11 protein-coding genes and 1 pseudogene are annotated in these 14039 nt (G+C 73.7%); 1 reads left to right on the forward strand and 11 read right to left on the reverse strand.

Annotated features, from left to right (window positions below; all coding sequences use genetic code 11):
• Positions 1-45: 45 nt before the first annotated feature.
• The 9 genes from ACWEPF_RS17915 to ACWEPF_RS17955 all read right to left on the reverse strand — a co-directional run bounded on the left by ACWEPF_RS17915 (position 46) and on the right by ACWEPF_RS17955 (position 9107).
• Positions 46-252: an MbtH family protein gene (locus ACWEPF_RS17915; RefSeq protein ID WP_345288695.1), complete on the reverse strand. Its 207-nt coding sequence runs from the start codon at positions 250-252 to the stop codon at positions 46-48.
• An 88-nt stretch (positions 253-340) separates the two neighbouring features.
• Positions 341-1777 carry an amidase family protein gene (locus ACWEPF_RS17920; RefSeq protein WP_452173320.1) on the reverse strand — a complete coding sequence of 479 codons (1437 nt, stop codon included), beginning with the start codon at positions 1775-1777 and terminating at the stop codon, positions 341-343.
• On the reverse strand, positions 1770-3047 hold the full coding sequence (locus tag ACWEPF_RS17925; RefSeq protein ID WP_452173321.1) for an MFS transporter: 1278 nt from the start codon (positions 3045-3047) through the stop codon (positions 1770-1772). The genes ACWEPF_RS17920 and ACWEPF_RS17925 overlap by 8 nt, the downstream gene beginning before the upstream one ends.
• Complete coding sequence (locus ACWEPF_RS17930; RefSeq protein WP_452173322.1) at positions 3040-4344, reverse strand: glutamate synthase-related protein; 1305 nt, start codon at positions 4342-4344, stop codon at positions 3040-3042. Before ACWEPF_RS17930 ends, ACWEPF_RS17925 begins: the two co-directional genes overlap by 8 nt.
• Entirely contained in the window at positions 4341-5360 is a 1020-nt protein-coding gene (locus ACWEPF_RS17935; RefSeq protein WP_452173323.1) for an asparagine synthetase A, read from the reverse strand. Before ACWEPF_RS17935 ends, ACWEPF_RS17930 begins: the two co-directional genes overlap by 4 nt.
• Positions 5357-6592 (reverse strand): methylaspartate mutase, encoded by a 1236-nt coding sequence (locus tag ACWEPF_RS17940; protein ID WP_452173331.1) that lies wholly within the window; start codon positions 6590-6592, stop codon positions 5357-5359. Before ACWEPF_RS17940 ends, ACWEPF_RS17935 begins: the two co-directional genes overlap by 4 nt.
• 107 nt (positions 6593-6699) lie before the next feature.
• The gene (locus ACWEPF_RS17945) at positions 6700-7194 is read right to left on the reverse strand and encodes a cobalamin B12-binding domain-containing protein (RefSeq protein WP_452173324.1); all 495 of its coding nucleotides are present in this window, start codon (positions 7192-7194) and stop codon (positions 6700-6702) included.
• A gap of 350 nt (positions 7195-7544) precedes the next feature.
• On the reverse strand, positions 7545-8729 hold the full coding sequence (locus ACWEPF_RS17950; protein WP_452173325.1) for an AAA family ATPase: 1185 nt from the start codon (positions 8727-8729) through the stop codon (positions 7545-7547).
• Positions 8730-8921: 192 nt separating this feature from the next.
• Positions 8922-9107 (reverse strand): hypothetical protein, encoded by a 186-nt coding sequence (locus ACWEPF_RS17955; protein ID WP_452173326.1) that lies wholly within the window; start codon positions 9105-9107, stop codon positions 8922-8924.
• Between the two features lie 315 nt (positions 9108-9422).
• On the opposite strand from ACWEPF_RS17955, the gene ACWEPF_RS17960 reads away from it, so the two are divergent.
• Positions 9423-10427, forward strand: a complete 1005-nt coding sequence (locus ACWEPF_RS17960) for a response regulator transcription factor (RefSeq protein WP_452173327.1) — start codon at positions 9423-9425, stop codon at positions 10425-10427.
• Positions 10428-10483: 56 nt separating this feature from the next.
• Here ACWEPF_RS17960 and ACWEPF_RS17965 read toward each other — a convergent pair whose 3' ends face one another.
• Together ACWEPF_RS17965 and ACWEPF_RS17970 are read right to left on the reverse strand one after the other, a co-directional pair.
• Positions 10484-12811: a M9 family metallopeptidase gene (locus tag ACWEPF_RS17965; RefSeq protein WP_452173328.1), complete on the reverse strand. Its 2328-nt coding sequence runs from the start codon at positions 12809-12811 to the stop codon at positions 10484-10486.
• Between the two features lie 85 nt (positions 12812-12896).
• Positions 12897-13949, reverse strand: a pseudogene (locus ACWEPF_RS17970) (tetratricopeptide repeat protein); the annotation flags it as partial.
• Between the last annotated feature and the right edge of the window lie 90 nt (positions 13950-14039).

Genomic DNA, 14039 nt, shown 5'->3' on the forward strand with positions numbered 1-14039 from the left:
GCCAGGGCATTCGACCTCTCGTGGGCCCGCCCCAATGGATGGTGGTCAGGAGGCCTGGGCGACCAGGCTGGCGGGGCGCAGATCGGTCCAGTGCTCCTCGATGTAGCCGAGGGCCTCGGCCCGGGTGGCCCCGGACTTGACGGTCTCCCAGCCGGCCGGGACCTCGATGGCGGCGGGCCAGAGCGAGTGCTGGTTCTCGTGGTTCACCAGCACCAGGAAGGTGCCGTCCTCGTTCTCGAAGGGGTTGCTCATCGGGTCCTCCTGGGGAGTCGTTGTGGGGCTTACGCTATGAGCTCCGTGCTGCCCAACTGGGCAGTCCTGCACGGCAGTTGAGCGGCAGTTAGGGCAGCAGCGCGGGGGTGCGGCGGACCGCGCAGGCCTCGGCCACCCGCAGCGCGACCGGCAGCAGCCGGGCCAGCGTGGGCGGGCCGAAGACCGAGACGCCGAGCGGGAGTTCGCGGAACTGCCCGACCGGCAGCGAGACGTTCGGGTACCCGGCCAGCGCGGCCGGGGTGGAGCTGCCGGGGGTGCCCGGGTCGCCGAGCTCGTAGTCCAGCACCGGGGCCGGCTCGTTGGTGGGTGCCAGCAGCGCCTGGACGCCGTAGCGGCGCATGGTGCGGTCCAGCAGCCTGCGCGCCGCGTCCCGGGAGCGCTGCCGGGCGGGCACGGCCCGCTCCCGCTCGCCGGGCCCGATCAGCTGGGCCTGCTCGAAGAGGTCCTGGCCGAAGAGCGAGAGCTCGACCGGATCGCTCCGGTTGCCCTCGATCAGCTCCGCCAGCGTGCGCGGGCCGCCGGGCCGCCCGGCCAGGTAGTGCTCCAGCGCCGGGCGGAACTCGGCGTACATCGCCAACAGCCCGTCCTCGACGGTCTGCTGGTCCAGCGTCAGCTCCACCGGCACCACCGCGATCCCGGCGGAGCGCAGCGCCTGGGCGGCCGAGTCCAGCACGGCGTCCACCACCCCCGGCATCCGCGGCACCCGCCAGACGCCGACCCGGAGCATCCCCGGATCGGGCTCGGGGGCGGTCTGCCCGCCGAGCACCGACAGGGCCAGCGCGGCGTCGGAGAGCCGGGAGGCCAGCACGCCGACGCTGTCCAGTTCGGGAGTGATCGGCACCACCCCGTCCAGCGGCAGCAGGCCGGTCTCCGGCTTCACCCCGACCACCCCGCACAGCCCCGCCGGGCCGACGATCGAGCCGTCGGTCTCGGTGCCCAGCGCCAGCGGGGCCATCCCGGTGGCCACCGCCACCGCCGAGCCGGCCGAGGAGCCGCCCGGGCTGCGGTCCAGCCGGTACGGGTTGCGGGTCTGCCCGCCGACCCCGGACCAGCCCTCGGTGGCCTGCGTGGAGCGGAAGTTGGACCACTCGGAGAGGTTGGTCTTGCCGAGCACCACCGCCCCCGCCGCGCGCAGCCCGGCCACCACCCGGGCGTCCCGGACCGGCGGGTGGCCGGCCAGCAGGCGCGAGCCCGCCGAGCCGGCCAGACCGGCGGTGTCGATGTTGTCCTTCACCAGCACCGGGATGCCGTCCAGCGGCCCGCGTTCGGCTCCGGCCGCGTACCGGCGGTCGGCCCGGGCGGCCTGCTCCAGCGCCGACTCGTCCACCGCCAGCACCGCGTGCACCAGCGGGTCCACCAGCTCGATCCGCTCCAGGCAGCGCCGGGTGAGCGAGACGCTGGTCAGCCGCCCGTCGCGCAACTGGGCCTGCAGCTCCGGGAGTCCGGGGAAGCCGGCGGCTCCGTGGTCCAGGCCGGCCGGGCCCAGGTGCGAGGTGTCAGTCAAGGCGCACCCCGCGCAGTCCGGGGGAGGCCAGGGTGACCAGCGCGGCGGCCACCGCGAAGACCGCGAAGACGCCCATCGCGGCGGTGAAGCCCAGCAGGCTCACCATCGCGCCGACCGCCAGGTTGGCCAGCGGGGCGGCGGCGAAGATGACCAGCGAGAGCACCGACATCACCCGGCCGCGCATCGGCGCCTCGGTCCAGCGCTGCAGCATCGAGACCAGCACCAGGCCGGACTGGCCGGTCACCATGCCGAGCACCGCGTAGCAGGCCATCGCCAGCGGCAGCGAGTCGGTGAAGGCGATGGCGGTCAGCGCCAGCGCCGCCGCCCAGACGGTGGAGACCAGCACCCGGCCGCCGTGCTTCCCGGGGGGCCAGGCCATGGTGACCAGCGAACTGGCCACCGCGCCCACGGTGTAGGCGGTGAGCAGCAGACCGGCGCCGGTGGCCCCGGTGCCCAGCCGCTCGGAGAGCAGCACCAGGCCGAGGTTGACCGGCGGGGCGCAGGCCAGCTCGGTCAGGCCGATCACCAGCAGCACCAGCATGATCCGGCGCTGGCCGCCGACGTAGCGCAGCCCGTCCACCAGCATCTGCTTGAACGGCGGCTTGGGCGGGGCGGGTTCGGCGCTCGGCTGCGGCTGCGGCTGCGCCGGGGCCCGGGTGTACTTCACCCGGCCGGAGGCGAAGGCCGAGAGCAGGAAGCTGGCCGCGTTGGCCAGCGCCACCAGCGGGACGCCGCCGGCCGCCACCAGCCAGGCGCCGACCGGGCCGCCGGCGGCCTGCCCGCCCCGGATGCCGAAGACGAACAGCGCGTTGCCCCGGACCAGGTCCTTGTCCTCCAGGATCAGCGGCTTGACCGCACCGGAGGCCGGGATGAAGAAGGCGCTGATCAGCGCGAGCAGCAGGGCCGCGCCGAGCAGGACCGGCACCGACGGGCTGCTCACCGCGATCAGGCCGGCCGCGGCCAGCATCACCGCGCCGCGCAGCAGGTCGGTGACCACCATCACCCGGCGCGGGCCGCTGCGGTCGGCGATCACGCCGCCGCCGAGCAGGCCGATCAGCCGGGGCAGGCTGGCCGCGGTGAGCACCGCGCCGGCGGTGGCCGGGCTGAAGTCCCGCACCAGGGTCCAGGTGAGCGCCACGTACCAGGCGGAGTCGCCGAGTTGGGACAGGCTCATGGCCCCGGTGAAGGAGAGGTAGTTCAGGCCGAGCGGGCCGTGGCGGCGCGAGGGCGCGGCGGTCTCCTCCTCGGTCCTGGGGAGCGTGTCAGCCATGGTGCAGCACCTCCGGAACGCGCAGGACGGGGGACGGCGAGGGCAGGCCGGCGGGCTGCGGCCAGACGTCCTCGGGGGAGAGGGCGGAGGGCGTGTACTTGCCCACCGCGCTGATCAGCAGCCGGAGTTCGAGCGCCAGGGCCTCCACCAGCCTGGTCAGGCCGGCCTCCGGGTCCTCGTCGGTGGCCACCAGGGCGGCCCGGCCGAGCCCGGCGGCGGTGGCGCCGAGCGCCAGGCTCTTCACCACCCGGCTGCCCTCCCACATCCGGCCGGAGACCAGCAGGCAGTCCGGCCGGGCGCCGATCCGCGCCAGGCACTCGCCGAGCGGCAGCCCGGCATGCGCGATCGAGGCCACCGGCGCCCAGCCGGTGCCGCCCTCGGCACCGTCCACGGTCACCGAGTCCGCGCCGGCGGCCCAGGCGGTGGCGGCGGCGTGCGCCACGTCCCGGCCCGGGTGGAGCTTCACCCAGACCCTCGCCCGGGGGTAGTTGTTGCGCATCAGCCGGATCTGCTGACGGAGGATCTCCTCGGTGAAGGTGCCCGGGCTGCTGCACCGCAGCACCCGGTCGGCCTCCGGGCCGAAGACCTCGTCCAGGGCGAACTGCTCGTCCACCGCGGCGGCCGCCGCCCGGTCCAGCACCGTCATCCCGCCCAGGCCCGGCTTGGCGCCCTGACCCACCTTCAGCTCGAAGGCCAGCCGGCCGCTCTCCAGCAGCGGCTGGGTGCTCGGGTCGCTGTAGACCAGGTTCCACACCTCCGCGTCGGCGTCCTCGGTGGACTGCTGGACCGCCACCCCGCCCAGCCCGTACGGGAGTTCCTCCAGGTAGGCGGCGATCCGGGCCAGCGCGGTCCGCCTGGTCTGCTCACCGGTGCGGCCGTAGCCGCTCATCGGCACGATGTTCTCGCCGATCACCATCGGGATGCCGAGGCGCCCGGCCTGCCGGCTCGCGGCCAGCACCTGGTCGGTGCCGGCCGCCTTGGTGGAGCCGAAGGCGGAGAGGTAGAGCGGGAGGGCGGAGCGCAGGCCGCCGACCACGGTGGCGAGCTCCACGTCGGTGTGCAGCGGCTCCCGGCCGAGCTCGATCAGCTTCTCCAGCCGCTGCGGCATGAAGACCGGCGGGGTGATCCGCAGCTGCTCCAACGGGTCGGTGGAGACGCTCTGTTCGGCTCCGAAGAGGGTGTGGCCGTAGTGCGCCTCACCGGGGAAGGCGGCGGCCGCGCCGAGCCGGGCCCGCTCGCGGATCGCCTGCTCCGGCAGGCCCCGGGTGTGCAGACCGGGGGTCTGCGGGCTGGTCACGGCGACACCACCCCGGGCAGCTTCGGGAAGGCGTTGGCCTGCCAGGCGGAGTCCAGGCCGGTCACGTAGCGGGTGAAGCGCTCCACCCCGATGCCGAAGCCGGCCGAGGCGGGGATGCCCTCGCGGACCAGCTGGAGGTACCAGCCGTACTTGGCCGGGTTCTCCCCGGTCTCCCGCATCCGGGTGACGATCCGGGCGTAGTCGAACTCCCGCTCGCTGCCGCTGCACAGCTCGCCGTAGCCCTCCGGGGCCAGCAGGTCGAAGTTGCGCAGCACGCCCGCGGTCTCGGCGCTCTCCCGGTCGTAGAAGCCGCGCGAGCCCTTGGGGTAGTCGGTGACGAAGAAGGGCTTCTCGGCGCGCTCGGAGATCAGCGCCTCGCCGGTCCAGTCGATCTCCGCGTCCGGGCTCTGCGGGTGGCCGCCCTCGCGCAGCTCCGCGACCGCCTCGGCGTGCGTCATCCGGCCGAAGGCCTCGCCGAGCAGCCCGGCGAAGGCGCCCACGTCCCGGCCCAGCTGCTCGAACTCGCCCGGGAGCCGGGTGACGGCGCGGGAGACCATGTGCCGCACCAGGCCCTCGACCACGGCGGTGATCTCGTCCCGGGAGGCGCCGGCCATCTCCACGTCGATCTGGTGGAACTCGGCCAGGTGGCGGTTGGTGTTGCAGGTCTCCAGCGGCTCCAGGCGGACGTTGGGCGCGATGCAGAAGATCTTCGGGAACGCCAGCAGCGAGGCCTGCTTGTAGAGGATGGCACTGGTCATCAGCTTGTACTGGTGGCCGTAGTAGTCCACGTCCACCTGCTTGGCGCCGCGCGCGCCCGGGTCGGTGACCGGGCCGATCACCGGCGGCAGCATCTCGTGGAAGCCGAGGCCGGTGAGGTACTCGCGGGCACCCGCCAGCAGCTCCTGCTGGATCCGCAGCACGGTGCGGGTGGTGGCCGAGGTCAGGTGGGCGCGCGGGTCGGCCGGGGGCAGCAGCTGCTCCCAGGTGCGCGCGGTGGGCTCGACGGTGCTGGTCATCGGACGGACTCCTTGGTCTGGGAGGGGAGTTGACGGGTGGTGGCGAGATCGAGGGCCAGCCGGTCGAAGCGCTGCTGGACGTAGGAGAGGGAGCTGATCAGCCCCGAGGAGGTCATCCGGGCGGCGGAGCGGGCGCTGCCGCGCACCGGCATCGCGCCGGTGTCCGACCAGTGCAGCCGTCCGGCCGAGTCCAGGTAGCTGCGGGAGCGCCCGGCGTTGTCCGGGTGCAGGCAGTACGGGACGTCCAGCACCCCGCGGGCGAAGGCCCGGGTCAGCGCGCGGCCGAGGTCGGGGTCGAGGTCGAGCACGGCGTGCACCAGGTCGAGCGCCTCGGCGTGGATACCGGTGTCGCCCACCTCGGGCGGCGTCCCCGCGCTCTCGGAGGCGCGGGCGGCGGCCTCCAGCGCCAGGACGTTCTCCTCGACGGTGGGGATCCGGTGCGCCTCGGCGGTGGTCTTGACGATCAGCCGGGCGGCGCCGGTGTGCACGGCCAGCCGGGCGGCCTCCTCCAGCAGCAGGGTCGCGCCGCCGGGGGTGCGCGGGTAGACGCCCATGTAGGCGTAGACCACCAGGTGCCAGTCGGTGTCCCCGAGCAGCTCGGCGGCGATCCGGCCGAGCGCGGTGACGGCCTCCAGATCCTGCCCGGGGTGGGTCTGCTGGGCGTAGCTGAGCGAGACGGAGCGCAGGCCGTGGGCGCGGAAGAACAGCGCCTCCAGCACGCTGATCGCCACCAGCAGGCTCGGCGGGGCGAGCTGGCCCATCATGCAGCCGCCGAAGGTCTCCAGGTGCGGCTCCAGCCCCTGGTCGCGCAGCCGGGCCAGCACGGCCACGCTCGCCTCCCAGTTGGCCACCGACCGCTCGACCGGGGTCCGGCTGTAGGGCAGGCAGTAGGAGATCGGGCCGCCCTCACTGGCCGTCAGACCGGCCGCCACCGCCGCCTCGAAGATCTCCTGCGGGGCGGCCGAACCGTGCCGGACCTGCACCGGGAAGGAGGGGCCGGCGATGCCCTCGGTGACGCCGAGGGTGGTCGCGGTGGAGTAGGCGACGATCGGGTAGCCGTTCAGCGGCACGCCCTCGGCCAGTGCCCGGCGGGCGGCGCGGTGGTCGCCGACCCGGGTGTAGCTGTCCAGGGTGAGGGTGCCGACGGTGGTGGCGTCGGCCTGACGGGTCGCCAGCAGTCCGGCCCGCATCCGGGCCGGGTCGCTCATGCCCATCCGGGGCTGCACCACCAGGCGGCCGGAGTTGCGGGCGGCGCGGACGTAGCCGCCGAAGGAGCAGGCCGGCGGTGCGGCGGTTCCGGGGTCCGGGGCGGTGCCGTCGGGGCGTCGTGCGGGGGCGCTCACCGGGCACCGGCCAGCGGGGCGGCGCGCCTGGCGGGGATGGCCCGTACGTAGTCGTGGAAGCGGGCGATCCCGGTGCCGTCCTGGAACACCGCGTCGAACCCGGCCTCGGTCAACTCGGCCACCTGGCCGTCCTGTTCGGCTCCGGCGATGCCGAGCTTGCCGCCGATCACCACCCGGGTGGCGCGCAGCTCGGGTCGGGCCCGGAGCTGCCGGATCACCCGGCGGCCGTCGTTCAGGCCGTGCCCGTTGACGGTGGAGACCACCACCAGGTCGGGGCGGCGGGCCAGGCACTCGTCGATCAGCAGCTGGTCCGGCACGCAGGCACCGAGGTTGGTGACCCGGTGGCCCGACTCCTCCAGCAGGAGCTGGAGGTAGATGAGGTTCCAGGTGTGGGCGTCGGAGGCCACGCTGGTGACCAGCACGTCCAGGCCGGTGCGGTCGGCCCGGGCGGTGCGGGGGCGCGGCTGGGCAGGGCGGTGCTTCAACTCCATGGTCGTCTCACAGGGTGGTCGAGGGCACGCCGGACCACGGGGGTCGGTACGGCGGAGGGGCCCGGTGGGCTGCGGCGCTGCGGTGATCGGCGCCGACAGCCGAACGCTAGGCGGCGGCGCGGCGCTCGCCCGGCAGTTCGCACCGGCAGGCGGGCGGCGGTTCGGTGGCGCGCGCGGGTAGGTAGGTGGTCACCCCGGGGGCGCGAGGAACTGCGCGAGGCGGAAGAAGTGGAGCCGATCGTCGGTTGTGGGGAATGAGCTGCAACTGGGAGTCCGTACCCGGCAGTCGGGTCGTCGTCTCCCGCTTCGCGCAGTTCCTCGCGCCCCCGGGCGCGCTCCTTCGGAGCGGCTCAGCCCGTGGCGGCGAGGATGCGGAGCGGGCGCGCGGCGGGGGTCCGGGGCGTGGTCGCCTCGAGGAGGGCGTGGCGGACCAGGTAGGGGACGGTGAAGCGTTCGCCGGAGTCCAGGTCATCGGCGGTAGCGCCGGGCGTGGCCCGCACCAGCCCGCGCACCAGCAGGGCGTGCACGGCGGTGGCCAGTTCGGCGGCCGGGGTGCGGGTCCGCGCGAGCAGCTGCTCGAAGGAGCGCCCGGGGCCTCGGCCGGGACCGGCCAGGTGGCGGAGCAACTCGCGTTCGGCATAGGCCAGTTCGCCGATGCTCTGGTGCAGCGCGGCGCGCAGCACCGGCCCGGCGGCGGGGGAGTCGGCGGGCTCCAGCGGGCTCTGCCTGGCCCAGAGCAGCAGGCGGCGCGGCGGCTGGATCAGGCACCACTCGGCGGCGTGCTCGATGGCGGCCGGCAGCCCGTCGAGGCGGCGGCAGAGCTCGGCCACGGTGGCGGCCTCCGCGGGATCCAGCCGGTGGCCGGGGCGGACGTGCTGGAGTCGGGCGAGGAAGAGCCGGACGGCGTCCTGGCGCAGCAGGTCGGCCGGGTCGGCGCCGGGTGCGGGGCGCGGGGCGGGCAGCGGGGCCAGCGGCAGCACCCGTTCGCCGGGCAGCCGCAGCGGTGCCGCGGCGGTGGTCAGGACGCGCAACCCCGGGTGGCGGGCGAGGAGTTCGGCGATCGGCGGACCGTCCTGGAGGCGGTCGACCAGCAGGAGGGCGTCCGGGTCGGCGAGGGCGCCGTTCACGGTCCAGCCGCTGCGGTGCAGGCGGTCCGCGGCGGCGGTGGCCAGCCGGGTCTTGCCCACCCCGGGCAGGCCGGTGACGGTGACCAGCCGGCGTCCGCCCTCGCGGAGCAGGCCGAGCAGGGCGGCGAGTTCGGCCTCGCGGCCGATCAGCGCGGGGTCGGGCGGGGCCTCGCGGCCCTCGGTGTTCTCGGTGGCGGCCCGCTCGAACGCGGCACGTCTGGCGCCCTCCAGGCGGAGGGTGGCGACCAGCAGCCGGACGGTCTCCCGGCGGGGCCGGTGCACCCGGCCGGACTCGAGATCGCGGACGGCGCGGACGCTGAGCGCGGAGAGGTCGGCCAGTTCCTGCTGGGTGAGTCCGGCGTGCCGGCGGAATTCCCTGAGGAGGCCGGAGAATCGGACAGAATTCAACGCTTCGTCCACGGTCTGATTTCCCCACGTCTCTCTGTCCGTATTGGATGTCTGTCGCGTTCCGGCGGCATATCCGGACTTCTTGTCATGTCCGCGCTTCGCCGATTCGGGCCGGTAGCCCGCTCGCGCCCGGGTGCTCCGTCGCCGTGCGGCCGGGGTGGCCGTCCGCGGGGTGCGGGCCCGTGGATGCGGTCAGCCCCAGCCCAGGTCAGAACCGGTGGTCGGGCTCGGGGAGGGGACCACGGTCACGTTGGTGGTCTGCGAGCCGGTGTCGGCGACGGTGTCGGCGGAGGCCGGGGAGGCGGCGAGGGTGGCGAGGAGGGCCGTGGCGGTGGCGGCGAAGAATACAGCAGCGGTGGTGAAGAGCTTGCGGTCCATGGTGGTTTCCCCTCGACTTCCCGATGTTCGCCGGGTGTTTCCCGGCAACGACGAGTCTGCCGGGGCCCCGAAGGCCGGGTAAGGGCCCTCCAGGGGCCGTGAGTACGCCATGACGCAGATACGAGGGGGTCATACCGGACAAGCCCGGACATGACGGACCGTCATGTGGTTGCTCCGTGAAGGAACTGCGGCCGGATCAGGTGCCCTTGTCGTCCATTCGGCGATAACATGACATACGACTCCCCTTCGTATGTACATTCGACCATGGCGGGATGTGTGGCCGTGCGCTCCGTCGGACCTGGCACAACCTTTGTGATGGCAGAACTGGGCCCGGAAGAGCTGGAGTTGTTCCAGTACGTGGCCGAGCGGCAGCAGGTGGACGGAGACGAGTTACGTCAGGATCCGGACCGCGCCCGGACGGTGGACCGGCTGCTGGAGCTCCGACTCCTCAAGCGCTCGGCGACCCGGCCCGGGATGCTGCTGGCCGGCCTGCCGGAGGCCGCCGCCGCCGAGCTGCTGGCCCCGGCGGAGCGGGAGATCGAGCAGCGCAGACGGGAGATCGAGACCACTCGGCAGCGCCTCGCCGCCTTCCAATTCGCCTACGAGCAGGCCAAGTTCACCTCAGGGTCGGTCGGTGGCGGGGTCCAGCGGCTGACCGACCTGGACGAGGTCCGGGCCGTCATCACCGAGCTGGCGGACGGGGCCACCGAGGAGATCCTGACCTCGCAGCCGGGCGGCGCCCGCAAGGACGACGTGCTCAAGGAGTCGCTGGCCCGCACCGAGCGGGTGCTCGCCCGCGGCGTGCGGATGCGCACGCTCTACCAGCACACCGCCCAGTTCTCCACGGTGACGGTGGAGTACGTGGACCACGTCTCCCGCCTCGGCGCCGAGATCCGCACCCTGGGCGACGGCTTCATGCGGATGCTGGCCTTCGACCAGACCGCCGCCGTGATCGCCATGCGCGACAGCGACGCCGGCTGCATGCTGCTGCGTGACCCGAGCCTGGTGGACTTCGCCATCGGTGCCTTCGAGCGGGCCTGGACCTCGGCCACCCCATTCCCCGAGAACTACAGCCAGGAGCGGGTGCTGGCCATCTCCGAGGACATGAAGCTCTCCATCGTCCGGCTGCTGGTGCAGGGGCTGGAGGACCGGGCGATCGCCCGCCGGATGGGCATGTCGCTGCGCACCTGCCAGCGCCACGTGTCCGACATCATGGACAAGCTCGGCGCCCGCAGCCGGCTCCACGCGGGCTTCCTGATCCACGAGTTGGGCCTCGACCTCGGCCCCGGCGGACCGTCCGGCGAGCGTACGGAGATCTGAACGACGGTGCCCCGCAGGCCGAACCGGCCTGCGGGGCACCGTCGTTCAGGGGGTGCTCAGTACCGCGTGGTGACGCTGACGCCGTCGAAGCCCTGCTGGGCGTAGAGGCTGAAGAACACCCAGCCGGAGGGCGGGTCGCTGATGGTGAGCGTCTCGCCGTTGCCGGTGTTCACGGACTTGGCCAGGTAGGACGAGGTGGTCGCCCAGCTGGAGCCGTTGTAGTAGAGGTCGCCGTTGCCGGTGCCGCCGCTGCTGGTGACGGTGAGCTGCCGCACGCCGGCCGGCAGGTAGACGAACATGTAGCTGTAGTTGCCGGTGGTGGCCGCGACGCCGTCCCGGCGGCAGTCCTTGTCGTACTGCCGGGTGTCGGCCTGGGTGCAGAGCGGGGCCGGGGGCTGCTGGAGGCTGCCGCACTGGCCGGCGCCGCAGGCGGTCAGCCAGGCGGCGAAGTCGGCGTCGTAGCGGGTGCCGATGGTCGAGGTCAGCAGGGTGCGGGCGCCCGCCCAGTCGCCGGCCCGGTACTTGGCCAGCAGCGCGGCCATGTCCTGCGGGTGCGACTGGAGCATGTAACGGACCGCCAGGTAGCCCCAGTTGTAGACCCGGGTGGAGTCGGCGTTGTCGTAGGTGGTGTCGAAGAGGGTGCTCAGCTTGTAGGTGCCCTTGGCCGCCTGCGCGATGGCGTCGTCGTAGCGCACGTTCCGGTAGGTGTAGGAGACGTACTCGGCGACGCCCTCGACCCACCAGACGGTCGGGGTGGACATCCCGGCCTCGAAGTCGCCGGCCATGTCGAAGCGGCCGTCCAGGTAGTGGGTGTACTCGTGGTTCAGGTTCCAGATCTGGAAGGCCGGGCGCTCCCAGGTGGCCTCGTGGGCGATGAAGCGGGCCTGGTTGCCGGCCTTGGACGGGTCGCCCTCCAGGTACATCCCGCCGTTGTCGACCTCGATGTCGTAGATCGACCAGGCGTAGAGGCTGTAGTCGTAGTAGGAGTCGAAGACCACCACCTCCAGGCGCTGGTTCTGGTCGCCCGCGACCGGGCCGCCGTCCTTCACCAGGGAGTGGAAGAAGGCGTCCTGGTTGGCCAGGCTGGTGCAGGTGCCGGCCAGTTCGGAGGCGCTCATGTCCTGGGCGCGGATGCGCAGCGTGGGGCCGCAGGTGTGGTCCACGGTGAGCACCAGCGGGATCAGCCGGGTGGGCAGGTCGCAGATGCCGTAGAGGGCGCAGTTGCCCTTGTCCTTGTTCTCCGCGAACCAGGCCAGGTTCATGGTGAGCGGGCCGGTGGCGCCGACCAGCGGGTAACGGGCGATCAGCTCCTTGACCAGCGGGCGGGCCTGGGGCCGCAGTTCGGGGAAGGAGACCAGCGAGCCGAGCAGGATGCCGATCGAGGTGGCCAGGTCGCCGCCGGTCAGGCCGGCCGCGTTGCGGGTGACCAGGTCGGCCATCGCGGTGGCGAAGGACGGGTCGGCCTGCAGGGCCGCGATGAACTCGGGCAGCTCGGTGCCGCGCTCGATGACGGTGCGGGTGTTGTCCACCGCGCTCCACATGGCGCCGCCGGTGGACGGGTTGAAGCCGTTGAGCAGCCACTTGACCACGCCGGTGTAGCGGGCGTTCTCCTGGGCGCTGTCGATCAGGGTGACGGCCTCGGCCAGGGTCTCGCCGTTGGCCTGGCTGACGTCCTTGGAGCGCGGGGCGCCGAAGAAGGCGTCCAGGGCGCCGCGGGTGGCGCCCTTCAGCGGGGTGCCGTAGGCGCCGACCTCGTTCGGGAAGCGCCACTGCACGTAGTAGCCGACCCGCAGGAAGAGCACCAGCTGGCCGATGGCGGAGCTGTTGGTGCCGTCGTAGGTGGCCGAGGCGGTGCGCAGCGCGTCGGCGACGGTGGCCATCTGGTCCTCGCGGAAGACCTTGGCGGCGCCGGCGGCGTCCAGGCTGAAGAGCGAGTTCATGCAGGCCACGTCGACCGACCTGACCTGCTGGACCAGGGCGGCGCCGGTCCTGGCGAAGTCGGCGGGGGTGCAGCTCGCGGCGGCGAGCGCGCTCGGCGCGGAGCGCAGCGCCTTGCCCTGCTTCTGCGCGTGGGGGGTGCCGGCCTTGGGGGAGTCCTGAGCGTCCGTCAGGGTCTCGCCCGGGACGGGCCGGTGGTCGTCCGGCACCTCGGGGGACTTGGGCAGCGGGAAGCTGCGGGGGGCCGGGCGGCCCTGGGGCTGCGGGGCAGGGGTGGCGGCGCGGCTCTGCGGGGCGAACAGGCCCAGGGTGAGCAGGAACGCGAACGCCAGGGTGAGCAGACGGCCCAGCTGGGCCGTCGGTATCCGGGAGGGTCGCACGGTGGGGGCCTCCGGGCCGAGTAGTGGCCGTGCGGTGGGGGGCGCGGCCGACTCAATGTGTGACATGTAAAATGGCACACCTCGGACCGGGTACGGAAGGCCCGTCAGATCTCGGATGGGTATCGGAGGGGAAGGTTCCGGAAGGGTCGGCTCAGGGGATCGGCGGCCGGGTCGGGCCGGGGCCCAGGGTGGTGGTGCCGGGTGCGGCGCGGTGGCCGAGGCCGGTGCGGTAGACGTCCAGTGCCTGTTCGGTGCGGCCGCTGCGCCGCAGCAGGTCGCCGAGCAGGCGGCAGAGGTCCGCCAAGTCACCCGCCGCGCCGGTCCGTTCGAGCAGGGACAGCGCGTTGACGTAGTGCTCCTCGGCGGTCTCGGTCTCGCCCGCCTCCTCCGCCACCAGGCCGAGCAGTCGGTGCGCCCCGGCCGCGTGCACCGCGCCGCGCCCCGGACCCAGCCGGTCCAGCAGGGCGTGCAGCAGCTCGGCCGCCTCCCGCCTCCGCCCCCGGCGGCGCAGGACGTCGGCCAGCTCCACGTCCACCTGCTCGGTGAACAGCTCCGCCCCGTGCGCGGCCAGCATCGACCGGGCCGTGCGCAACTCGGCTTCGGCCCGGTCGAGTTCCCCGTCCTGTGCCAGCACGTAGCCGCGCATCCAGTGGCACTTGGCCAGGTCGGTGCCGAGCCGGAGGTGCCGGTAGAGCTCCTGTGCCTTGGCCAGTGAGGCGTCCGCCTCGGCGGCCCGGCCCTCGGCGATCAGCGTCCGGGCCACGCTGCGGTGCAGCCCCGCCACCAGGGCCGGGTCGGTGGCGGCGGGGGCCAGCGCGAGGGCCAGTTCGGCGGCCTGGGCGGCCCGGGCGTGCGCGCCCATGTCCATGTACGGGCCGATCACGGCGGAGTAGAGCAGCAGCAGCGCGTCCGGGTCCGGCAGCCCGGCCGCGTTCAGCCGGTCGATCGCGCTCTCCAGCAGGTAGCAGGCGTAGCGGAGTTCGCCCGCCAGCAGGTGGGCCACCGCCCGGCCCCGGACGGCGGCCGCCCGGCGCGGCGGCGGTTCGTCGGCCAACAGCTTCTCGGCCGTCTCGAACTGCTCCCGGGCCAGCTCCAACTCCCCGCTCTCCAGCGCGCACTCGCCGAGGCCCAGGCGGGCGTCCGGGAGCAGCTCGGCCAGGCCGTGCCGCTCGGCCCGCTCCAGCACGGCGGCGAACCGGCCCGCTCACCACGAAGAAGACCGGCACCAGGAAGCCGAATCCGATGCTCTCCAGCTTGGCCTCGATCACCTCCTCCTCGGCCTCCGCCACTTCGG

The sequence above is a fragment of the Kitasatospora sp. NPDC004289 genome (assembly GCF_053602875.1).

Coding starts and splice junctions, on each gene's coding strand:
- ACWEPF_RS17945 (WP_452173324.1), bottom strand. CDS start 7,194: ATGGAGTTGAAGCACCGCCCTGCCCAGCCGCGCCCCCGCACCGCCCGG.
- ACWEPF_RS17925 (WP_452173321.1), bottom strand. CDS start 3,047: ATGGCTGACACGCTCCCCAGGACCGAGGAGGAGACCGCCGCGCCCTCG.
- ACWEPF_RS17915 (WP_345288695.1), bottom strand. CDS start 252: ATGAGCAACCCCTTCGAGAACGAGGACGGCACCTTCCTGGTGCTGGTG.
- ACWEPF_RS17955 (WP_452173326.1), bottom strand. CDS start 9,107: ATGGACCGCAAGCTCTTCACCACCGCTGCTGTATTCTTCGCCGCCACC.
- ACWEPF_RS17965 (WP_452173328.1), bottom strand. CDS start 12,811: ATGTCACACATTGAGTCGGCCGCGCCCCCCACCGCACGGCCACTACTC.
- ACWEPF_RS17960 (WP_452173327.1), top strand. CDS start 9,423: ATGGCAGAACTGGGCCCGGAAGAGCTGGAGTTGTTCCAGTACGTGGCC.
- ACWEPF_RS17935 (WP_452173323.1), bottom strand. CDS start 5,360: ATGACCAGCACCGTCGAGCCCACCGCGCGCACCTGGGAGCAGCTGCTG.